Origin of the sequence: Lysobacter sp. BMK333-48F3 (assembly GCF_019733395.1) — a bacterium.
Taxonomy (GTDB): Bacteria; Pseudomonadota; Gammaproteobacteria; order Xanthomonadales; family Xanthomonadaceae; genus Lysobacter.
Window position 1 is genome coordinate 3,711,661 of record NZ_JAIHOO010000001.1, and the last position, 21,005, is coordinate 3,732,665.

Here is a 21,005-nt window from a genome sequence, read left to right on the forward strand (position 1 = left end):
CGCGGCGCTGGAATCGCGTGCCGCGGACCCCAAGTCGTGGGGATCTCCTCCGGATCGCCGCGCATGCTGCCGTTTTCCGTACTCGATCTCGCCCCCGTCACCGAAGGCAGCGACACCCGCCAGGCCTTCGCCAACAGCCTGGCGCTGGCCAAGCACGCCGAGGCCCTGGGCTATACGCGCTACTGGCTGGCCGAACACCACAACATGCCTGGCATCGCCAGCGCCGCGACCGCGGTGCTGATCGGCCATATCGCCGGCGGCACGTCGACGATCCGGGTCGGCGCCGGCGGCATCATGCTGCCCAACCACGCGCCGCTGCAGGTCGCCGAGCAGTTCGGCACCCTGGCCTCGCTGTACCCGGACCGGATCGACCTCGGCCTGGGCCGCGCGCCGGGCACCGACCACGCCACCGCGCGCGCGCTGCGCCGCTATTACGACGGCGCCGACAGTTTTCCGCAGGACGTGGCCGAGTTGCTGCATTACTTCGAACCGGCCCAGCCCGGGCAGGCGGTGCGCGCGGTGCCGGGCGCCGGCCTGGCGGTGCCGGTATGGCTGTTGGGTTCGAGCCTGTTCAGTGCGCGCCTGGCCGCGGCGATGGGCCTGCCGTTCGCGTTCGCCTCGCATTTCGCCCCGGACGCGATGGACGAGGCGCTGACCCTGTACCGGCGCGATTTCGTCCCCTCGGCGCGGTTGCCGCGGCCGCATGCGATGCTGGCCTTGAACGTGGTCGCGGCCGAGCGCAGCGATGAGGCGCGACGCTTGTTCACCACCCAACAGCAGGCCTTCGTCAATCTGCGTCGTGGCCGGCCCGGGCTGATCCCGCCGCCGATCGACGACATCGAGCGGTTCTGGACGCCGCTGGAGAAAGCCGGCGTGGCCCAGGCGCTGGCCTGCGCGGTGGTCGGCGACGCGGCGCAAGTCGGCGAGGGCATCGCCGCCTTCGTCGCCCGCCACCGCCCGGACGAGTTGATGCTCACCGCGAACATCTACGACCACGCCGCGCGCCTGCATTCCTTCGCTCTGGCGGCGCAAGCCTGCAAGACCTTGCGCGCGGCCTGAGCCGCGCGCCGGCCGCGTCGCGCGCCGATCGGCGCGCACGACGGGTTCAGCGTTGTTCGACGCCGAGCAGTTCGACCTCGAACACCAGCGAGGTGTCCGGCGGGATCACCCCGCCGCCGGCGCCGGCGGCGCCGTAGCCCATGTCCGGCGGCACCATCAGCACGCGCTTGCCGCCGACTTTCATGCCGGCCACGCCGTCGTCCCAGCCGCGGATCACCCGCCCGGCGCCGAGCAGGAACTCGAACGGACGGCCGCGGGGCAGCGAACTGTCGAACTGGGTGCCGTGCTTGTCGGCGGCCTTTTCGTCGTACAGCCAGCCGGTGTAGTGCACGATCACGGTCTGTCCCGGCTGCGCCACCGCACCGGTGCCGACCTGCTGGTCGATGGTCTGGAACTGAGCGATGCGGCCGCTGTAGACCTTGGCCGCCGCGCCTTCGCCCGCGGCCTCGGTGCCGGGGCGCTGGCAGGCGCTGACCGCCAGCGCGGCGCAGAGCAGGGCGGCGCCCAGGCGCGCGGCGCGCAGGCCGCGCGGCAGGGACGCAAACACGGAAACGGAATCGGACACGCGCGACCTCGAAGTTCGCCGACAAGGGCGCACAGCTTAGCCCCTGCCGGCGACGGCGGCGCGCTCACCCGGCCGGGATGCGGCGTTCGTACTCGGCTTCCAGGCGGGTGTGGTTGCGCCAGAACCCGCCCGGCTCCTGATCGGACAGCTGCGCCAGCAACACGTCCAGATGGGCGTGCCAGCCGCTGGCGACGCTGACCATGGCGTTGCGGTCGGCGAGGCGGCGGTGGGTGACGATCAACTGCACTTGCTCGCCGCGTTCGCTGAGTTGGAACTCGACCTCGGACGACTCGTCGCCGGCCTCGTTCCAGGTATAGGCCAGGCGATGCGGCGGGTCGATCGCGGTGATGCGGCCGTATTCGCGTATTTCCTGCGTGCAGTGCGAGTACTTGGCCGGCGGCGGATCGTCGCCGCGGCTCAGGCGGCCGTGGTCGAAGCGCAGCTCGACCGCGCCGCCGGGGCGCAGGTCCATGTCGCCGCCGGCCAGCCAGCGCGCGCGCAGATCGGCGTCGGTGAGATAGGCCCAGACCCGGTCGATCGGGCCGGGCAGCATGCGTTCGATGCGCACCGTGTCGGAAGCGACGACGGTGCCGTAGTCCAGGGGCATCAGCGAGTTCATGGCGAAGTCCTCCGGCCGCGCAGCGGCCTGTCGGGGGTGGGCGGACGACGCGGGCCGGCACGCGCGGGGTCCTGGAGCGAGGTCGTTCTGTGGCGATGGGGTCGAAGCGAATCGCGTCGGGCGGGTGGTGCTGAGCGGGCTGTGTCGAGCGGGGCGAATCGTACGGATGGCTATGAGTGAGCTGTCGCGAAGCGAGCCGTTATGGGGCGAGCGGCTATGAGAAGAGCTGTTGTGGGGCGAGCTGTTGTGGGGAGAGTTGTCGTTAGGCGAATCGTCTTGGAGCGGGTCGTTGCGGACTTGTCCTGAAGCGAGAGGGCGCGAACGCAAGCGAAGCGGCGAATGCGCGCCGGCCGAGCTCAGCCGCGCGCTGGCGGCTTGCGCCTAGGCGCCGGGGCTGGGGCCGCTGCGGACCCCAGGGCGGTGCCAGCGCCGCGCTGGCGGTCGTCTTCGCGCAGCAGCGCTTCGAGCAGGTCCAGGCGCTGGTTCCAGAAGCGTTCGTAGTGACGCAACCATTCGTAGCCGCCGTGCAAGGGTGCGGCCTGCAGGCGGCAGACGTGGCTGCGGCCCTGCACCGAGCGCTCGATCAGGCCGGCGCGCTCCAGCGACTTGATGTGCTTGGAGGCCGCGGCCAGGGTCATGCGGAACGGTTCGGCGAGTTCGCCGACGCTGCGTTCGCCCTCGGCCAGGCGGCGCAGCATCGCCCGCCGGGTCGGATCGGCGAGGGCATGGAATACGGCGTCGAGCCGTTCGGAATGATCGTCAACCATGAGGTTGAATATCCGCCCGGGTCGGGCGATTGTCAACCGATTGGTTGAGTGTTTCGTGCCCCGCCGACCAACGGTAAAGAACGGTAAAGGGACGGAGGGGGTTAAGCGCGCTTAACCCCCTCCGTCCCTGGGCTCAATGATTGAGCGGTACCGGCTCCAGGCTCGCGCCGAACGCGCGCATCGCCTGCGCGGTGGCGGCGTCGGCGGGGAAGAAGGATTCGATCGCCAGTTCGGCCAGGGTCACGTCGAGCGGGGTGCCGAACACCGTGGTGGTGCTGATGAAGGCCAGTTCGCCGAATTCGCTGCGCACCCGGAACGGCACCGCGACGTGCGCCGTCGCCGGCACCATGGATTCGTCGTAGTCGTCGTCGCAGGGATAGGCGGCGAGCTCGGTGTAGAGTTCGGCCAGCACCGCATCGCCGGTGGCGTCGGCCTGGTGGCGCAGGCGATGCAGCAGGTGCGCGCGCCATTCGCCCAGGTTGACGATGCGCGGCGCCAGGCCCTCGGGGTGCAGGCTGACCCGCAACACGTTGGACGGCCGCGCCAGCAGATGCTCGGCGACGCCGGCCAGCAAGGGCGCGACCGCGCGGTTGTGCGATATCAGGTTCCAATGCCGGTCCACGGCCAGGGCCGGATGCGGCTCGTGGCCGTACAGCACCAGGTCGATCGCGGCCTGGGCCTCGCGCAACGCCGGGTCTTCCAGCCGGCGTTCGGCGTACATCGGCGCCAGCCCGGCCGCGGTCATCAGCACGTTGCGCTCGCGCAGCGGCACTTCGAGGCGATCGGCCAGGCGCAGCAGCATGGCCCGGCTCGGCAGCGATCGGCCGGTCTCGATGAAGCTGACGTGGCGGGTGGAGATCTGCGCCATCTCGGCCAGATCGAATTGGGTCAGGCGGCGACGCTGGCGCCAATCGCGCAACAGCTCGCCCACGGGGCGCAGATCGTTCATGGACGCCACCTTAGCCCAGCGCCGCAGGCTCCTGGGATTACGTCGCAGGTAATCGACCGGCCGCGGGCGCAGGTGTGTGATGGCACTCGAACTTCGAACGAAACCATCCGCGAACCCGAGAGGAATCGACCATGGCCATTGCCGCCCCCGTCCGTCCCGCTTCCCTGTTGCGCCGTGCGCTCGCCGCCGACGCCGTCGTCTCCGGCGCCGCCGGCGCGCTGCAACTCGCCGCCGCCGGCCCGTTGTCCGCGCTGCTGGCGCTGGACGCCGGCCTGCTGCGCGGCAGCGGCCTCTTCCTGTTGCTGTGGACCGCGTTCCTGGTCTGGGTGCTGGGCCGCAAGAGCGTCGGCGCCGGCCTGGCCTGGACGGTGATCGGGCTGAACCTGGCCTGGGCCGCCGGCTCGGTGGCGTTGTGGCTGCAGGGGGCGGTCGCGCCGAACGCACTCGGCCTGAGCTATCTGCTGGCCCAGGCCGCGGCGGTGGCGGTGTTCGCCGAACTGCAGTTCTTCGGCCTGCGCCGGCAGCAGCGCGGCGCGGCCTGAGGCCACGGCCGGTGACGCATCGTCCAGCCCGGGGCGACGAACGTCGCTCCGGGTTAATGCTGTCGCGCCGTTCCCACCCTCAAGACGTGTACTGGGCGACATCGCGAGGCGGCGCGGCCCCCTGTAGGAGCGGCGTCCCACGGGATTTCCTCCGGTCATGAGCCGCGACAATCGAAGCGAGGCACGCAAGCGCAGTAACCGAAGCCCGGATCGTCGACAAGAACGCTTCGCCGCAGCCCGGGCTCCGGCTGGCGACGTGATATCGAACCGCTTCGGATGTCGCGGCTGACGCCGCTCCTACAGAGGGGCGCGGTAGCCGACTTCGACGATGACGAAGCGGGTCGGGCCGGCCGGCAGCATCGCTTCGAATTCGTCGTCGACCCGGCGCTTGAGCATCGCGCGCGCCAGCGGCGAGTCGATGCTGATGTGGCCGAGCCGGGCGTCGGTTTCGTCCGGGCCGACCACGCGATAGCGCGCGGTCTGCCCGTCGGCGAGGTTCTCGACCTCGACCCAGGCGCCGAAGAACACCGCCTGCGGGTCGCTGGGCACGGTGTCGATCACCCGCAGCAGCGGCAGGCGCTTGCTCAGGTAGCGCACCCGCCGGTCGATCTCGCCCAGCTGCTTCTTGCGATAGGTGTACTCGGCGTTCTCCGAGCGATCGCCCTCGGCCGCCGCGGCGGCCAGGGCTTTGACGACTTCGGGGCGGCGCAGCCGCCACAACTCGTCCAGTTCGTGCTTCAGCCGCGCGTGGCCCTCCCGCGTGATCAGGGCCGTGCCGTGTTCGGCGGGAGGGCGCCAGCGACTCATGCCCGGGTTACTGCGCCGCGGTGGCGCGTTTGAGGCTGTAGTTGAGCTCCGACTCGATCTTCTTGCCTTCCTGGTCGAGCAGGCGGATCTCGTCGTTGGACACGACCTCGTACAGGCGGTCCTGGTCGCTCTTGCTGTTCGGATCCAGGCGCAGGCGCTTGCCGTCCTCTTCCGCGGCCCAGTGGCCGTCGCCCTTGGCGTTGCCGTCCTTCTTGCCCTGGTAGGTCTCTTCGACGGTGTAGCTGCCGTCGGCCTTGAAATCGACCTTGGTGTCGATGCCGCTGCAGTCGGCGCAGGGCAGGGTGCCGGCGAAGGCGCCGGCGAAGGCGGCGGCGTCGAAACCGGCCTTGGGCGCTTCGGCGACCGGCATCGGCTCGGCCGGAGCGGCCGGGGCCGGAGCGGTTTCGGCGGCCTTGGGCGCATCGGCCGCGGGGGCGGCGTCGTCGGGCTTCTTGCAGGCGCTCAGCGAGAGCGCGGCGAGGCAGGCGAGGGCGAGCAGGTGCTTGGTCACGGGCGGATCCTGATGGAGTGGATGGGACGGCGGCCGCACGGCCGCCGCAGTGCGGGCGGCGTCAGCGCTTGCCGCCGAAAATGCCGCCGAGCAGGCCGCGCAGGATCTGCCGGCCGATCTGGCTGCCGACGGTGCGCGCGGTCTGCTTGGCCATGGTCTCGACCATGCCCTGGCGGCGCTTGGTGCCGAATACCGCGTCCTTGACCGCCTGGCCGAAACCGCCTTCTTCCTGGTCGTCCTGTTCGCGGGTCTTGGCCGCCGGCGCGTCGGCCTGGGCGGTCGCGGTCTCGGCGCGCTTGGCCAGCATTTCGGCGGCCGATTCGCGGTCGATCTCCTGGTCGTACTTGGTGCCGATCGGGCTGCCGGCGCGGACCTGCTGGCGCTCGGCCTCGGTGATCGCGCCCATCCGGCAGCGCGGCGGCGCGACCAGGGTGCGTTCGACCGGCATCGGCACGCCCTTGTCCTGCAGGGTCGAGACCAGCGCCTCGCCGGTGCCGAGCTTGGAGATCGCCTCGGCCACGTTCAGCGCCGGATTGGGCACGAAGGTCTCCGCGGCGGTGCGCACCGCCTTCTGGTCGCGCGGGGTGAAGGCGCGCAGCGCGTGCTGCACTCGGTTGCCGAGCTGGCCGAGGATGGCGTCGGGCACGTCGTCGGGGAACTGCGAGCAGAAGTACACGCCCACGCCCTTGGAGCGGATGATCCGCACCACCTGCTCGACCCGCTGCTGCAGCGCCGCCGGGGCGTCGTCGAACAGCAGGTGCGCTTCGTCGAACACGAACACCAGCTTGGGCCGGTCGAGGTCGCCGACTTCGGGCAACTGTTCGAACAGCTCCGACAGCAGCCACAGCAGGAAGCTGGAATACAGGCGCGGCTTGAGGATCAGCGAGTCGGCGGCGAGCACGTTGATCAGGCCGCGGCCGTCCTGGGTGGTGCGCATCAGGTCGGTCAGCTCCAGCGCCGGCTCGCCGAAGAAATGCGCGCCGCCTTCCTGCTCCAGGCGCAGCAGGGCGCGCTGGATCGCGCCGATCGACTGCGCGCTGACCAGGCCGTAGCTGGTCGAGATGTCCTTGCGTTCCTCGGCGACCAGGCCGAGCAGGGCGCGCAGGTCGGCCAGGTCGAGCAGCAGCAGGCCGCGGTCGTCGGCCAGCTTGAAGACGATGTCGAGCACGCCGGACTGGGTGTCGTTGAGTTCCAGGATGCGCGAGATCAGGGTCGGGCCCATCTCGCTGACCGTGGTCCGCACCGGATGGCCGAGCTTGCCGAACAGGTCCCAGAACACCACCGGATTGGCCGCCGGCGCGTAGTCGGTCAGGCCGATCTCGCTCAGCCGCGCCTGCAGCTTGTCGTTGAGCGTGCCCGCCGCGGCCAGGCCGGCGACATCGCCTTTGACGTCGGCCAGGAACACCGGCACGCCCTGGCGCGAGAAGCCTTCGGCCAGGGTCATCAGGGTCACGGTCTTGCCGGTGCCGGTGGCGCCGGCGACCAGTCCGTGGCGGTTGCCGAGCTTGGTGTGCAGGAACACCTGGCCGCTGTCCGGCGTGGTCACCGCCTTGCCGATCAGGATGTCGTTCGGGTTTGCGCCGGGGGTCGGGGCCATGTCGCGTCCGTGGTTCAGGAATGAAGTGCGGGGACCGATTCTAGCGGCAGGCGCCGACAGCGGGCGTGCCGGGGATGAACCGCGGCCGCGCGCGCGGCGGCCGCATTCATGGCGCAGCGCGCGACTCGACCGACCGGGCAATCCGGTAATGTGTCGCAGTCCTTGCCCGGCCCGGACCGGCGCCGTTACCCTGGCCCCCCGCAAAAAGGACGCGCTGCACGCCTCATGCCCGCTTTCTCCCGCATTCCCGGCGCGCTGGCGCCGCTCGCCGCGGCGCTCGCGCTGTACAGCCTGTCGCCGCAAGCCGCCGCCCTGTCCAAGCGCGACCAGGCCGCGGTCGATGCCCTGAACCAGCGCATGCAGTCGGCCGAGGCGCGCTACCAGTCGGCCCTGGTCAAGATCCGCAACGCCGATCCGGCCGGTCGCCAGGACGGCGACGCCGCGCTGGAGGACATGGAGGACGTGATCGCGGCCTGCATGAAGCAGAAGGGCTGCCAGACCAACACCTTGCTGGCGGCCTACAAGCGCCTGCTCAAGGCCAATGCCGACGCGTCCGCCAGCGTCGACGACGACGGCGAGGACGCCGGCACGCTGGACAGCGAGGGCCTGGCCGCCGATGTCCCGGAGGCGGCGCGCGCGGCCGCGCTGCTCAGCGCCGACGGCCAGCGCTTCGTCAAGATGGTGCAGTACAACCCGGCGGTGCAGGCCGGCATCCGCCGCTGGCTGACCGACATGCGCGGCTCGCTGATGCAGAGCTACGACAACTACCAGTACATGCGCCAGATGATGTGGCCGCAGTTCGACCGTGCCGGCCTGCCCGAGGCGCTGCTGTTCGGGATCATGGCCAAGGAGTCCAACGGCAAGGTCCATGTGACCTCGCGCGCCGGCGCCGCCGGCCCGCTGCAGTTCATGTTCGCCACCGGCAAGCGCTTCGGCCTCGGCGACGACGGCTCGGGCTTCGACACCCGCTACGACCCGCGCGAGTCCTCGCAGGCCGCGGCCGAGTACCTCAACGAGCGCCTGGGCCAGCTCAACAACAGCATCGAGATGTCGCTGGCCGCCTACAACGGCGGCGAGGGCCGCGCGCTGCGGATCAACAACGCCAGCGGCGGGCGCAATTTCTGGGACGAGTCGGTGTACAACCAGTTCCCGGCCGAGACCCGCGATTACGTGCCGATGGTGGTCGCCGCGGCCTGGCTGTTCCTGCACCCGCGCGAGTACGGGCTGAACTTCCACAAGGTCGATGCGAAGCCGGCGCAACTGCGCCTGAGCCGGCCGAGTTCGATCTACGAGCTGACCATCTGCCTGGGCAGCAGCGGCACCCGCGAGGGCTACATGCGCGCGCTGCGCAACCTCAACCCGCGCTACCAGGCCGACACCTACCTGTCGGCCGGCACCACCCTCAACGCCACCGTGCGCATGGTCGGCCTGTACAACCGCTGGTGCCTGCAGGGCAAGCGCGCCGACCTGGCCCGCACCCTGGTCAACAGCGATGTCGCCAGCGCCATCGTCCGCACCGGTCCGCTGACCGTGGTGCCGAGCACCGGCAGCGGCGAGGACGGCACCCTGGCGACCACCGTCGCCACCGGCGTGCCGGCTCCGGCCGCGAGCGCCAGGCCGGCGCCGGCGAAGAAGCCGGCCAAGCCAGGCAGCTACAAGGTTCGCCGCGGCGAGACCCTGACCGACGTGGCGCAGAAGTTCCAGTGCGACACCAAGCAACTGGCCAAGGCCAACGGGATCAAGGCGCCGCGCTACATGGTCAAGCCGGGGCAGACGCTGAAGCTGGCCGGCTGCGGCTGAGTCGCCGCACGATCCGGCATTCGCCGCGACCTGTCCGGCCCTCACCCCAACCCCTCTCCCGCAAGCGGGAGAGGGGCTAGTAGCGGCGGGGAGCATTCGGAATGCGGGAGAGCAGCGGCGATTCGGCTGCTGTTGCAGTATGAAAATCTTCAACGCTGGCAGCGCGAAGCTTGCGTCGTTTCGCGGCTCGGCGCTGCGGCGTCCGGCTAAGCTGAGCGGCTTGCGCGGCCGTCGCCGCGCGTCGAGGAGTTCCGCGCCGATGCACAGCTCAACGATGCGATCGCCGACCCCGTCCGCGGCCGTGTGGCGGACCGTGGTCGCGGTCGTGGCGGCGCTCGCCATCGTCGGCGCCTATGCGGCGCCGTGGCTGCATTACCTGTGCAAGCCGGCGGCGACGCTGTCGATCGCGGCGATGGTGCTGCGCCTGGGCGCCGGCGCCGAGCCCGGCTATCGGCGCGCGATCGTCGCCGGCCTGCTGCTGTCGACCGCGGGCGATGTGTTCCTGATGCTGCCCGGCGACTGGTTCGTGTTCGGACTGGCCTCGTTCCTGTGCGCGCACATCGCCTATCTGGTCGGCCTGTGCCGGCGCGCGCGGCCGTTCGCGGCGCTATGGCCGTTCCCGGCCTACGCGGCGCTCGCCGGCACGGTGTTGTGGGTGTTGTGGCCGCATCTGCCGGGCGAGCTGCGCGTTCCGGTGGTCGTCTACGTCGCGGTGCTGGCGGCGATGGCGGCGCAGGCGGCGGCGGTGTGGCGCCGGCGCGCCGGTTCGGCCGCCGCGGCGGCGGCCGCGCTCGGCGGCGCTTGCTTCGTGCTGTCCGATGCGACCCTGGCGATCGACCGTTTCGCCGCACCGTTCGCCGCCGCGCAGGCGCTGGTACTGGCCAGCTACTGGGCGGCGCAGTGGTGGATCGGCCGTTCGGCGACGCTGGCGCGGGATTGAACGAGCCGGCAGCGGCGGCGACCCGGCGGTCGACGCCGTGCGCCCGTCCGCCGGCGTGCGGGAGCGGGCGCCGGCATCGATGCAGAGGCTCAACCGGCCGGCGCGGCCGGAGCGGTTTTGTCCGCCGGAGCGTCGGGCGACGGCGTCAGCGCCTCGCGCGCCTTGTTCCACAAACTGCCGGCGGCTTCGCCGGCCTGGCCGACGCCTTTCTGCAAGGACTCGCCCATCGGCCGCAGCTTCTGCTCGTCGGCCAGGTTTGCGGCGGCACGCACGGCGGTGGGGCCGTGCTGCTTGGCCGCGTCCCAGGCCAGGGTGGCGATCAGGCGCGGCATGAAGGCGAAGGAGTCGACGTCGCCGCCCTTGGCTTCGGCCTGGGCGATCAGCGCGGTCAGCTCCTTGCGCACGCCGGCCGGGACGCTGGGGTCCTGGCTCAGCCGCTTGAGTTCGACCAGCGCCTCGCCGACGCGGCCTTCCTGCACCGCCACGCCGACCGCGGCGATCTTGCCCAGCCAAGGCGCCTGCAGCATCTGTCCGAGCGCGTCGGCGTGGATCTGGGCGCGGTCCCAGCGTTTTTCGCTGACCGCCAGATAGCCCAGGCCCAGGTGCAGGGTCAGCATCTGTCCGGCCGGCGTCTGCTCCGCGCCGGGCGCGCGCGGCACGGCCCAGACCCGTTCGCTCTCGGCCTGGGCAAGTTGCGGCCATTCCTGCCGATGGAACGCGACCGAGCGCAGCGACGCGGCGGCGAGGTCGTCGAACGGCGCGCAGTCCTGCGCTTCGACGATGTCGGTTTCGGCGATCGCCAAGGTGGTCTTGTCGGCGCCGAGCGCGGCGTAGGCGAGCAGCACGTGGGCGATGCACAGGTCGGCGGGGCCGATCGGCGGCAGCTCCGGCGCGGCGAGGCCGGCCTTGCCGCTCCACTGCGCGCCGAGCCGGTAGGCTTCCAGCGCGCCCGGCAGGCCGCTTTCGGACACGCGCCGGTACTGGGTGTAGGCCAGGCCGTCGCGCAGCTCGGCCAATTGTTCGGTTTCGCTCTTGCCGCCGCAGGCGGCCAGGACGAACGCGAGGCCGGCGACGGCGATAAGGCGCGGGCGCAGATGGTCGAACATGAATTCCCCTCCGTGGGAGCGTGGTCGGCAGGTCGGAACCGCGGCGGCGGCTTGCGCCGCGGCCGCAAGGGCGGTGCGATGGTTCAGCGGTTGCGGCGCGCCAGCGCCTGGCCCAGCCGCACGGCGGTCTCGGCGCCCAGGCCGGGATCCAGTTCGGCCACGCCCGGCGGCAGCAGCACGATCACGGTCGAGCCGTAATTGAAGCGCGCCATTTCCGCGAAGCGTTTCAGGGTGATGCCGCGGCCGCGGTAGTCCTTGCGCGTGACCCGGTCGGCGTAGTGCGGAATTTCGACCCCGCCCCAGACCGTTTCCACGCCCGAGACCAGCAACGCGCCGACCATCACCTGGACCATCGGCCCGAAGTCGGTATCGAAGTGGCAGACCAGGCGTTCGTTGCGCGCGAACAATCGCGGCACGTTGCGCACCGCATCGGGGCCGACGCTGAACAAACGTCCGGGCACGTGCACGGTTTCGCGCAGGGTGCCGGTCCAGGGCATGTGCACGCGGTGGTAATCCTTCGGCGACAGGTACACGGTCGCGAACGCGCCGTCGCGGAACGGCGCCGCGGCGGCCTCGTCGCCGCCGAGCAGTTCGGCCGCGGTGAAGGACTGGCCCTTGGCCTGGAAGATCACCCCGTCGCGGATCGGGCCGCATTGGCTGATGCGGCCGTCGGCCGGCATCAGCAGGCTGCGTGGGTTCGGGTCGGCGACCCGCGCGCCGGGCTTGAGCGCACGGGTGAAGAAGGCATTGAAAGTCGGGTAGGCGCGCGGGTCGGGCTGCGCCGCCTCGTCCAGGTCGACGCCGAATTTCTCGGTGACCGTATCGATCAGCCAGCGGCTGACCAGCGGGTTTTGCGAATAGGCCAGCACGCGCGCCAAGGTAGAGAGAAAGCGGTGCGGCAGGGCGTAGGTAAGGGTGGTGACCAGGCTCACGGCGCGGCCTCCGACAGGGCGGCCATGTCGGCGGCGATCGCGTTCGGGTCGAACGGCGGCCGGACCAGGCCGGCCATGCGGCCCTGCGCATCGAGCACGGCCAGGGTGGCGCTGTGGTCCATCGTGTATTGGTCGGCCGGGGCGCCGGCGGGCGCCGGCACCTTGGCGAACACCATCGCCAGCGATTTGGTGAAGGCCTCCAGCGCCGGCACGTCGGCGGTCGCGGCCAGGGTGTCCTTGTGGAAGCCGTGGGCGTACTCGCCGATCCGGTCCGGCGTGTCGCGCTCTGGGTCGACCGAGACGAACAGCACCCGCGGGCGGCTGGCTTCGGGCAGAGACTCCCAGCGCTTCTGCGCCACCGACATCTCCGCCAGGGTGGTCGGGCAGACGTCGGGGCAATGGGTGAAGCCGAGGAACACCAGGGTCCAATGGCCCTTGAGTTCGCCCGGAATCAGCCGGGTGCCGTCGGACTGGCGCAGCGAGAACGGGGGCAGGGTGCGCGGCGGATCGAACAGGCGCACGGCGGTGGTCTGCGGCAGCTTGGGGCCGGCGGCGGAGCCGAAATAGCGGCTCGACGCCCACAGGCCGGCGGCGCCGGCGAGCACGGCGACCAGCAGGACGATGGCGGTGGTGCGATTGAACATGGCGGGTCCGATGACAGAGCCGGGCCATGATACCGATGGCGGACGCAGTCCGGTCGGGCGGGGTGGCGTGGGCTGCGGTGCGGTTGGGGGAGCCAAAGCTAAAGCCGAGGTCAAGGCCAAAGCCAAAGCCAAAGCCAAAGCCAAAGCAAATCCCCCCTGGCCCCCCTTTTTCAAAGGGGGGAATCCTTCGGCAGGGGGCGTGAGGCTGTTTTTGCCTCCTACCTCCTACCTCCCGCCTCCTGCTTTTGCCGTTCCCCCCTTTGAAAAAGGGGGGCAGGGGGGATTTGCCTTTGCTGTTCCGCTTTGCGCAAGCGAAGCCAAATCCCAAAGCAAATCCCCTCTGCCTCTTTGTCAAAGCGGAAATCAGCCGCTGGTTTCAAAAGGGGGCGCCGCTGTCGGGTTCGCTGGAGGCGGCTGACGGGCCTCTGCTCGGACGCAGCCGGCGGGGCGGTCCCTGCGCATCCCCGGGCCGGCGGCTATACTGGGCGTCTTGCTTCGCCCTGGACCTGCCGTGCCCGCTTCCGTTTCCTTCGAACAGCTGACCCTCGTCGACCTGATCCGCTACGGGGCCAGCCGCTTCAACGCGGCCGGGCTGACCTTCGGCCACAGCTACGACAACGCCCTGGACGAGGCGACCCAGCTGGTCCTGCACGCCCTGCACCTGCCGCACGACCTGGGCCCGGTCTACGGCCAGGGCCGCGTCACCACGGACGAGAAGGACGCCGTGCTGGCGCTGTTCGAACGCCGCGTCGCCGAGCGCATCCCCGCCGCCTACCTGACCGGCGAGGCTTGGTTCGCCGGGCTCAGCTTCAAGAGCGACCGCCGCGCCCTGGTGCCGCGTTCGCCGATCGCCGAGCTGATCGAGGCCGGCTTCGAGCCCTGGCTGGGCGGCCGCGAAGTCAACCGCGCGCTCGACCTGTGCACCGGCTCGGGCTGCATCGCCATCGCCACCGCGCATTACCACCCCGACTGGGCGGTGATCGGCGCCGACATCAACGACGAGGCGCTGTCGCTGGCGGCCGAGAACCAGCAGCGCCTGCACGCCGGCAACGTCGAACTGCGCAAGTCCGACCTGTTCGCGGGCCTGCAGGGCGAGGTCTTCGATCTGATCGTGACCAATCCGCCCTACGTCACCAACGACGAAACCGACGCCCTGCCGCAGGAATATTCGTACGAGCCCGAACTGGGCCTGCGCGCCGGCGACGACGGCCTCGACCTCGCGCTCAAGATCCTGCGCGACGCCCCCGACCACCTCAGCGAGCACGGCCTGCTGATCTGCGAAGTCGGCGAAGCCGAGCGCGCCCTGGTCGAGTTGCTGCCGGAACTGCCGCTGGCCTGGGTCGAATTCAAGGTCGGCCAGATGGGCATCTTCGTGGCCGAGCGCCACGATCTGGTCGAACACCACGCGCGGATCAAACGCCTCGCCGACGCGCGCGGCTGAGTCGTGCGCGTCGGCGGTCGGTAGCGGGGCGGCCCCAGCCGCCGCCGCGACGCCGCGCGAGCGCTGACCCCTTCAGTGCGACGCCCGGCGCAGACCGGCTGAAATTCACAAATGCGCCCGTAAGCGCCCCGCGGCGCGTGCGCTCTCATCCTTGCCGCCCGCGGATCCGCGGCCCGCTCCCCGCCGGAGCCGGCCGCATCGGAGCCGACGGCCGCCTGCGCGACCCTCGGCCCGCGAACGGCGGGCTTGGTTACAGCGGAAACCGCGACGCTCGGCTAAGGTGAGCCGGTCGGCGCTGCCGCGGGCCGGTCCCGCGCCGCGTCCTCTTCGCGATCCGCAATGCGCCCACCCGCCTGCCGTCCGGCAGCGCGGCCGGCGCGAGCCGGCGGCGAAGGGCGCCGGCCGATCCGATGGGTGATGACGAGCGCGCAAACGGTCATTTCCGTGCGCAAACCCGGCGTCATACCATCGGGACAGCGTTCGCGCGGCCCGGCTTCATCTTCGGCACACGCGCGGCCCCCATCATCGTTTCCGTCCCTGCCGGCGCCTGCCGGCTCGCACCAGGATCCCGGTTGTGTCCAGCAACAGCTTCGGCAAGCTCTTCACCGTGACCACCTTCGGCGAAAGCCACGGCCCGGCCATCGGCTGCGTGGTCGACGGCTGCCCGCCCGGGCTGGCGATCGCGCCGGAAGAGTTCCGCCACGACCTCGACCGCCGCGCCACCGGCCGCTCGCGCCACACCTCGCAGCGGCGCGAGGCCGACGAGATCGAAATCCTCAGCGGCGTCTACCAGGGCCTGACCACCGGCACCCCGATCGCGCTGCTGATCCGCAACACCGACGCGCGCAGCAAGGACTACGGCTCGATCGCCGAGCAGTTCCGTCCCGGCCACGCCGATTACAGCTACTGGCAGAAGTACGGCCTGCGCGATCCGCGCGGCGGCGGCCGCTCCTCGGCGCGCGAGACCACCATGCGCGTCGCCGCCGGGGTGATCGCCAAGAAGTGGCTGGCGCAGCGCTACGGCGTGCGCGTGCAGGGTTTCATGACCCAGATCGGCGAGATCGTGCCGCGCGGCTACGACCTGTCGGCGGTCGAGGACAATCCCTTCTTCTGGCCCGACGCCGGCCAGGTGGCCGAGCTGGAAAGCTACATGGACGCGCTGCGCAAGTCCGGCGACTCGGTCGGCGGCCGCGTCGACGTGATCGCCGACGGCGTGCCGCCGGGCTGGGGCGAGCCGATCTACGGCAAGCTCGACGGCGAACTGGCCGCGGCGCTGATGAGCATCAACGCGGTCAAGGGCGTGGAGATCGGCGACGGCTTCGCCGCGGTCGCGCAGAAGGGCACCGAGCACCGCGACGAGATTTCGCGCGCCGGCTTCGCCAGCAACCACGCCGGTGGCATCCTCGGCGGCATCAGCACCGGCCAGCAGCTGCGCTGCTCGACCGCGTTCAAGCCGACCTCGAGCCTGCGCCTGCCCGGGCGCAGCGTCGACGTGCACGGCAACCCGGTCGAGGTGGTCACCACCGGCCGCCACGACCCCTGCGTGGCGATGCGCGCCGCGCCGATCTGCGAGGCGATGGTCGCGCTGGTGCTGATCGATCAGGCGCTGCGCCACCGCGCCCAGTGCGGCGACGTCGGCGAGGTCACCCCGCGCATTCCGGCCGAGCCCGGCTTCGGCGACGCGCACGGCGATGACTGAGCGTCCGCGCGTCTGGGTCTCGCAACCGCTGTTCGACGACATCGTCGCGCGGCTGGGCGAGTATTTCGAGGTGACCGCCACGCCCGTCGTGACTCGGCACGCGCCGGACGCGCTGGCGGCCGCGCTGGCCCAGGCCGACGGCGCCCTGGTCACCCTCAACGATCCGATCGGAGCGGCCGAGATCGCCGCGGCGCCGCGCCTGCGCGCGATCGCCAACGTCGGCGTCGGCTACAACAACCTCGATCTGGCGGCGCTGAGCGCGGCCGGGATCCTGGTCACCAACACGCCAGACGTGCTGACCGAGACCACCGCCGATTTCGGCTTCGCCCTGATGATGGCGACCGCGCGCCGGATCGGCGAGGCCGAGCGCTGGCTGCGCGAAGGCCAGTGGCGGCAGTGGAGCTTCGACGTGCTGCTCGGCGGCGACGTGCACGGCGCCACCCTCGGCATCCTCGGCATGGGCCGGATCGGCCGCGCCATCGCCCGCCGCGCCGGCGGTTTCAGCATGCGCGTGCTGTACCACAACCGCAGCCGGCTCGATCCGCAGGTCGAACGCGAGCATGCGGCCGAATACGTCAGCTTCGACGAGCTGCTGGCGCGCGCCGATCACCTGATCCTGGTGCTGCCGTATTCGCCGCAGACGCACCATTTGATCGACGCCGCGGCGCTGGCCAAGCTGCGCCCGCACGCGACCCTGACCAACATCGCCCGCGGCGGCATCGTCGACGAGGACGCGCTGTGCGACGCGCTGGAGCAGGGCCGCCTGGCCTGCGCCGGCCTGGACGTGTTCAAGGGCGAACCCGCGCTCAACCCGCGCCTGCTGCGCCAGCGCCGGGTCGTGCTGACTCCGCACGTCGCCAGCGGCAGCCTGGCCACGCGCCGGGCGATGGTCGCGCTGGCGGTCGACAACCTGATCGCCGCGCTGGGCTACGGACCGAACGCCGGCCGCCCGCCGTCGGTGGTCAAGGCCGGGATTAGGGATTAGGGATTGAGGATTAGGAGCGGCGATCGGTTGCTTTTTGCGAATCCCGAATCCCGAATCCCCAATCCCCGCATCAAAAGCAACACCCGTCGGAAATGGGTCCGGCGGTCCCCACTAGTCAGGTAACTGAGAACAGATGAACGCCAAGACGTCCTGCAATGTCGCCGTCGTCGGTGCTACCGGCGCGGTCGGTGAAACCATGCTCAAGGTGTTGGCCGAACGCAAATTCCCGATCGGTCAGCTGCATGTGTTGGCGAGCGAACGCTCGGCGGGAGAGAAAATCGAATTCGGCGGCAAAACCATCGTGGTTCAGGACCTGGCCAAGTTCGATCCCGCCGGGGTCGACATCGCGCTGTTCTCGGCCGGCGGCTCGGTGTCCAAGGAATACGCGCCCAAGTTCGCCGCCGCCGGCGCGGTGGTGATCGACAACTCCTCGGCCTTCCGCTACCAGGACGACGTGCCGCTGGTGGTCAGCGAGGTCAACCCGGAGGCGGCCAAGAACCGCCCGCTGGGGATCATCGCCAACCCGAACTGCTCGACCATGCAGATGCTGGTCGCGCTGGCGCCGATCCACCGCAAGGCCAAGATCGAGCGGATCAACGTCGCCACCTACCAGTCGGTGTCGGGCACGGGCAAGCGCGCGATGGAGGAACTGGGCCGGCAGACCGCTGCGCTGCTGAACTTCCAGGAAGCCAAGCCGGAGATCTACCCGGTGCAGATCGCCTTCAACGTGATCCCGCACGGCGGCGACTTCACCGACAACGGCTACACCACCGAGGAAATGAAGCTGGTCTGGGAGACCCGCAAGATCCTCGGCGACGACAGCATCGGGGTCAACGCGACCGTGGTCCGGGTGCCGGTGTTCTACGGCCATTCCGAAGCCGTGCACATCGAGACCCGCGACAAGCTCAGCGCCGCCGACGCGCGCGCTTTGCTGGAACAGTCGCCGGGTCTGGAGGTGGTGGACGAGGCCAAGGGCGGCGGTTATCCGACCCCGGTCACCCACGCCTCCGGCAACGACCCGGTCTACGTCGGCCGCATCCGCGACGACATCTCGCATCCGCGCGGGCTGTCGCTGTGGGTGGTCGCCGACAACATCCGCAAGGGCGCGGCGACCAACGCCGTGCAACTGGCGGAGCTGGTCTGGAACGAGCGCTGAGGCGGCTCTGACCGGCGCCGCCCGTCCGGCGCCGGCGAGCGGAGAATCGGGCCCTGCGGGGCCCGTTTTTTTTGCACGGCCGTTACGCGTCGCCGCCGCCGCCGTTGACGTCGCCGTCGTTGTCGTTGTCGGGGTAGTCGTCGCCGCAAAGCGGTTCGCCCTAGCTGTTCCCCCCTTTGAAAAAGGGGGGCAGGGGGGATTTGCTCTGGCCTTTGCGGTGAAAGGAGCAAAAGCAAATCCCCCTAACCCCCCTTTTTCAAAGGGGGGACCGGTAAGAGAGGGCGTAAGGGCGAGCTGGAGGCGAGGGTGAACCACGGTTACGCAACGCTGCGCAAACCGCGACGGCGCCGCTTGCATCGCCCGATTTTTTGCACGGCCGTTCGCCCCGCCGCCGCTGTCGCCGCCGTCGCCGTCGTTGTTGTGGTAGTCGTTGTCGTGGTAGTCGTCGCCGCAAAACGGTTCGCCTTGCTGTTCCCCCCTTTGAAAAAGGGGGGCAGGGGGGATTTGCTCTTGCTTTTGTGGTGAACGGAGCAAAAGCAAATCCCCCTAACCCCCCTTTTTCAAAGGGGGGATCGGTAGGAGGGGGCGTCAGGGCAGACCGGATGCGAGCGCGATCCGTCCGTAAGCAACGCTGCGCAAACCGCGACGGCGCCGCTTGCATCCTTGCCGCGATAGCGCAAACTTAACAACGCGTTGCGCATTCAGCCCATCGACCGCTAGAGTCGCCGCCTGACATCGAGATTGGGACCGTCCGTGACCTCAGGTTTTGCACGCACCGCACTGGCTTTGTCCCTGGCCCTGGCCAGCGGCGCCGCCTGCGCGCTGGGGCTGGGGCAGATCGAGGTCAAATCGCGCGCGGGCCAGCCGCTGCTGGCGGAAATCCCGGTGATCTCCAGCGACCGCGACGAGCTGGCCCAGCTGCGCGCCGGCCTGGCCTCGCCGGAAACCTTCCAGCGCATCGGCCTGCAGCCGCCGCAGGGCATCGTCACCGACCTGCGTTTCACCCTGGCCCTGGACGCCGCCGGCAAGCCGGTGATCCGCGTCACCAGCAGCCAGCCGGTGACCCAGCCGCTGCTGACCTTCCTGATCGAAGTCGACTGGGGCCAGGGCCGCCTGACCCGCGAATACTCGGCGCTGATCGACACCCCGCGCACCGCGGCGGCGCCGATGCAGCCGCCGATCAAGGCCCCGACCGGGGCCGCGTCCAACACCATCGAACGCCCGCTGGAGGCGCCGCTGCCGTTCGGCGCGCAGCCGCAACAGAGCGACCCGCTGGCGGTCGAGAACCAGCTCGGCAGCCAGGACCCGAACCTGATCGGCGCCGCGCCGCCGAGCCCGCTGCCGGCCGAGCCGGAACCGATCGCGATGCAGCCCGAGCCGGCGCCCATGCCGGCGCCGCCGCGCGCCAACGCCGGCACGATCGAGCGCCCGGCGCCGCGTCCGGCCGCGCCCGCGGTCGACCCCGAAGGCGGGATCGTGGTCGCGCGCGGCCAAACCCTGTCGAGCATCGCCGCCGGCCTGGCCGGCGCGCACAGCCTCGACCAGACCATGATCGCGCTGCTGCGCGCCAACCCCGAAGCCTTCATCGGCGGCAACGTCAACCGCTTGCGCCAGGGCGCGGTGCTGCGCCTGCCGGCCGACGGCGTCGCCGCGGTCGACCCGCGCGAGGCCAGCGAACTGGTCCGGGCCCAGGTCCAGCAGTGGCGCCAGGCCCGTCAGCCGGTGCCGCAGCCGATCGGCCTGGAAGCCGACCGGACCGCCAAGACCCCGGTCGCGCCGGCGGCGCAGAACGCGGCGCGCGGCAGCGACGCGCGTTTGGAAATCGTGCCGCCGGGCGCCAGCCGCGCGACCCAGGCCGGAACACAGTCCGGCCTCAGCGCCGGAGGCGAGGGCAACATGATGCGTCAGGAGATCCAGCAGGCCAACGAAACCCTCGCCGCGCGCGAGGCCGAGCTGGCCGAACTCAAGAGCCGGGTCGCCGAGCTGGAAAAACTGCAGAACGATCAGCAGAAGCTGATCGCGTTGAAGGACAGCGAACTGACCGCGACCCAGCAGCGCCTGGCCGAGCAACAGGCGCGCGGCGACAGCGGCTCGCCGCTGCCGTGGCTGTTCGGCGGCCTCGGCGTGCTGGCCCTGCTGGTCGGCGGTTGGGTGCTGAGCCGGCGCGAGCCGAAGCGGCCGAATTTCCGCGCGCCGCAGGCCGATGCGCCGGCCTCGTCGCGCCCGTCGCCGGCGCCCGCATCGGTCGCCGATGCCGCGGCCGGCGATGCGCTGCGCCGCCGCCCCGAACCGGCGGCCGAAGTGATCGACCCGGTCGCGCAGTTGCTCGGCGAGGCACCGACCGAGCGTCGCGGCGAACCGCAACGCGCCGAGCCGGCGCAGGCGCCCGCGGCGGAGGCGCCCGTCGCCGCCGAGCCGGCCCCGGCCGCGCAACCGTTCTGGACCTCGCCGCGGCAGGAGCCGCAGTCCGCCCCGCAGCAGCGGGTGCCGACCTGGCATGCGGCCGAAGCCGGCAGCGCGCGCAACGCCGCGCCGCTGCGCAGCGAACCCAAGCTCGAGCGGGCCGCGCCGAGCGCCGATCCGGTCGTTCCGGCCGTCGCCGCCAGCCCGGCCGCGCCCGCCGCCGACGCCGCGTCCGGCCAGGCCGCTCCCGGCCAAGAGCGGATCGAACTGGCCCGGGCCTACCTCGACCTCGGCGACGAAGGCAGCGCCCGGCAACTGCTCGGCGAAGTGTTGATCAACGGCGACCATGCCGCGCGCCAGCAGGCGGCGCGGATGCTGCGCGAACTCGAGGCGTCCTCGGGCTGAGCCTGATCGGCCGGACCTGATCGGCCGGCCCTGAGCGGTCGACCCTGATCGGTCGACCCCGGACGGCCCTCCGAGACG

Annotated in this window: 18 protein-coding genes and 1 pseudogene; 9 read left to right on the forward strand and 10 right to left on the reverse strand. The window is 70.9% G+C overall.

The window, feature by feature from the left end; all coding sequences use genetic code 11:
• Positions 1-63 precede the first annotated feature (63 nt).
• Positions 64-1,059 carry an LLM class flavin-dependent oxidoreductase gene (locus K4L06_RS16045; protein ID WP_221672353.1) on the forward strand — a complete coding sequence of 332 codons (996 nt, stop codon included), beginning with the start codon at positions 64-66 and terminating at the stop codon, positions 1,057-1,059.
• A 46-nt stretch (positions 1,060-1,105) separates the two neighbouring features.
• Here K4L06_RS16045 and K4L06_RS16050 read toward each other — a convergent pair.
• The 4 genes and pseudogenes from K4L06_RS16050 to K4L06_RS16065 form a co-directional block, all read right to left on the reverse strand.
• A pseudogene (locus tag K4L06_RS16050) lies at positions 1,106-1,468 on the reverse strand (FKBP-type peptidyl-prolyl cis-trans isomerase); the annotation flags it as partial.
• Between the two features lie 220 nt (positions 1,469-1,688).
• Entirely contained in the window at positions 1,689-2,243 is a 555-nt protein-coding gene (locus K4L06_RS16055; protein ID WP_221672354.1) for an SRPBCC family protein, read from the reverse strand.
• Positions 2,244-2,599: 356 nt separating this feature from the next.
• Positions 2,600-3,010 carry a metalloregulator ArsR/SmtB family transcription factor gene (locus tag K4L06_RS16060; RefSeq protein WP_221672355.1) on the reverse strand — a complete coding sequence of 137 codons (411 nt, stop codon included), beginning with the start codon at positions 3,008-3,010 and terminating at the stop codon, positions 2,600-2,602.
• Positions 3,011-3,143: 133 nt separating this feature from the next.
• Positions 3,144-3,959, reverse strand: a complete 816-nt coding sequence (locus tag K4L06_RS16065; protein WP_221672356.1) for a helix-turn-helix transcriptional regulator — start codon at positions 3,957-3,959, stop codon at positions 3,144-3,146.
• 131 nt (positions 3,960-4,090) lie between these two features.
• Here K4L06_RS16065 and K4L06_RS16070 point away from each other — a divergent pair, with 131 nt between their 5' ends.
• Complete coding sequence (locus K4L06_RS16070) at positions 4,091-4,501, forward strand: hypothetical protein (RefSeq protein WP_221672357.1); 411 nt, start codon at positions 4,091-4,093, stop codon at positions 4,499-4,501.
• A gap of 297 nt (positions 4,502-4,798) precedes the next feature.
• On the opposite strand, the gene greB is transcribed toward K4L06_RS16070, so the two are convergent.
• From greB to K4L06_RS16085, 3 genes are all read right to left on the reverse strand, one after another.
• Positions 4,799-5,308 (reverse strand): transcription elongation factor GreB, encoded by a 510-nt coding sequence (gene greB / locus K4L06_RS16075; RefSeq protein ID WP_221672358.1) that lies wholly within the window; start codon positions 5,306-5,308, stop codon positions 4,799-4,801.
• A gap of 7 nt (positions 5,309-5,315) precedes the next feature.
• Positions 5,316-5,819, reverse strand: coding sequence for a copper resistance protein NlpE (locus K4L06_RS16080; protein ID WP_221672359.1), 504 nt, complete (start codon positions 5,817-5,819; stop codon positions 5,316-5,318).
• A gap of 61 nt (positions 5,820-5,880) precedes the next feature.
• Positions 5,881-7,416 carry a helicase HerA-like domain-containing protein gene (locus K4L06_RS16085; protein ID WP_221672360.1) on the reverse strand — a complete coding sequence of 512 codons (1,536 nt, stop codon included), beginning with the start codon at positions 7,414-7,416 and terminating at the stop codon, positions 5,881-5,883.
• 225 nt (positions 7,417-7,641) lie between these two features.
• On the opposite strand from K4L06_RS16085, the gene K4L06_RS16090 reads away from it, so the two are divergent.
• Positions 7,642-9,216, forward strand: coding sequence for a transglycosylase SLT domain-containing protein (locus K4L06_RS16090; RefSeq protein WP_221672361.1), 1,575 nt, complete (start codon positions 7,642-7,644; stop codon positions 9,214-9,216).
• Positions 9,217-9,490: 274 nt separating this feature from the next.
• Positions 9,491-10,156 carry a lysoplasmalogenase gene (locus K4L06_RS16095; RefSeq protein ID WP_221672362.1) on the forward strand — a complete coding sequence of 222 codons (666 nt, stop codon included), beginning with the start codon at positions 9,491-9,493 and terminating at the stop codon, positions 10,154-10,156.
• Between the two features lie 89 nt (positions 10,157-10,245).
• Here the strand turns inward: K4L06_RS16095 and K4L06_RS16100 are convergent, their stop codons facing one another.
• From K4L06_RS16100 to K4L06_RS16110, 3 genes are all read right to left on the reverse strand, one after another.
• Positions 10,246-11,262, reverse strand: a complete 1,017-nt coding sequence (locus K4L06_RS16100) for a hypothetical protein (RefSeq protein ID WP_221672363.1) — start codon at positions 11,260-11,262, stop codon at positions 10,246-10,248.
• Positions 11,263-11,345: 83 nt separating this feature from the next.
• A complete protein-coding gene (gene asd / locus K4L06_RS16105) occupies positions 11,346-12,194 on the reverse strand; it encodes an archaetidylserine decarboxylase (RefSeq protein ID WP_221672364.1) in 849 nt (282 codons plus the stop codon).
• Entirely contained in the window at positions 12,191-12,838 is a 648-nt protein-coding gene (locus K4L06_RS16110) for an SCO family protein (RefSeq protein ID WP_221672365.1), read from the reverse strand. Before K4L06_RS16110 ends, asd begins: the two co-directional genes overlap by 4 nt.
• A 511-nt stretch (positions 12,839-13,349) precedes the next feature.
• Here K4L06_RS16110 and prmB point away from each other — a divergent pair.
• The 5 genes from prmB to K4L06_RS16135 all read left to right on the forward strand — a co-directional run bounded on the left by prmB (position 13,350) and on the right by K4L06_RS16135 (position 20,927).
• Positions 13,350-14,279, forward strand: a complete 930-nt coding sequence (gene prmB, locus K4L06_RS16115; RefSeq protein ID WP_221672366.1) for a 50S ribosomal protein L3 N(5)-glutamine methyltransferase — start codon at positions 13,350-13,352, stop codon at positions 14,277-14,279.
• 574 nt (positions 14,280-14,853) lie between these two features.
• Positions 14,854-15,978 (forward strand): chorismate synthase, encoded by a 1,125-nt coding sequence (aroC, locus tag K4L06_RS16120; protein WP_221672367.1) that lies wholly within the window; start codon positions 14,854-14,856, stop codon positions 15,976-15,978.
• Positions 15,971-16,963 carry a D-glycerate dehydrogenase gene (locus tag K4L06_RS16125; protein WP_221672368.1) on the forward strand — a complete coding sequence of 331 codons (993 nt, stop codon included), beginning with the start codon at positions 15,971-15,973 and terminating at the stop codon, positions 16,961-16,963. Before aroC ends, K4L06_RS16125 begins: the two co-directional genes overlap by 8 nt.
• Before the next feature lie 133 nt (positions 16,964-17,096).
• On the forward strand, positions 17,097-18,119 hold the full coding sequence (locus K4L06_RS16130; RefSeq protein WP_221672369.1) for an aspartate-semialdehyde dehydrogenase: 1,023 nt from the start codon (positions 17,097-17,099) through the stop codon (positions 18,117-18,119).
• A gap of 753 nt (positions 18,120-18,872) precedes the next feature.
• On the forward strand, positions 18,873-20,927 hold the full coding sequence (locus K4L06_RS16135; protein ID WP_343225773.1) for a FimV/HubP family polar landmark protein: 2,055 nt from the start codon (positions 18,873-18,875) through the stop codon (positions 20,925-20,927).
• Positions 20,928-21,005 lie beyond the last annotated feature (78 nt).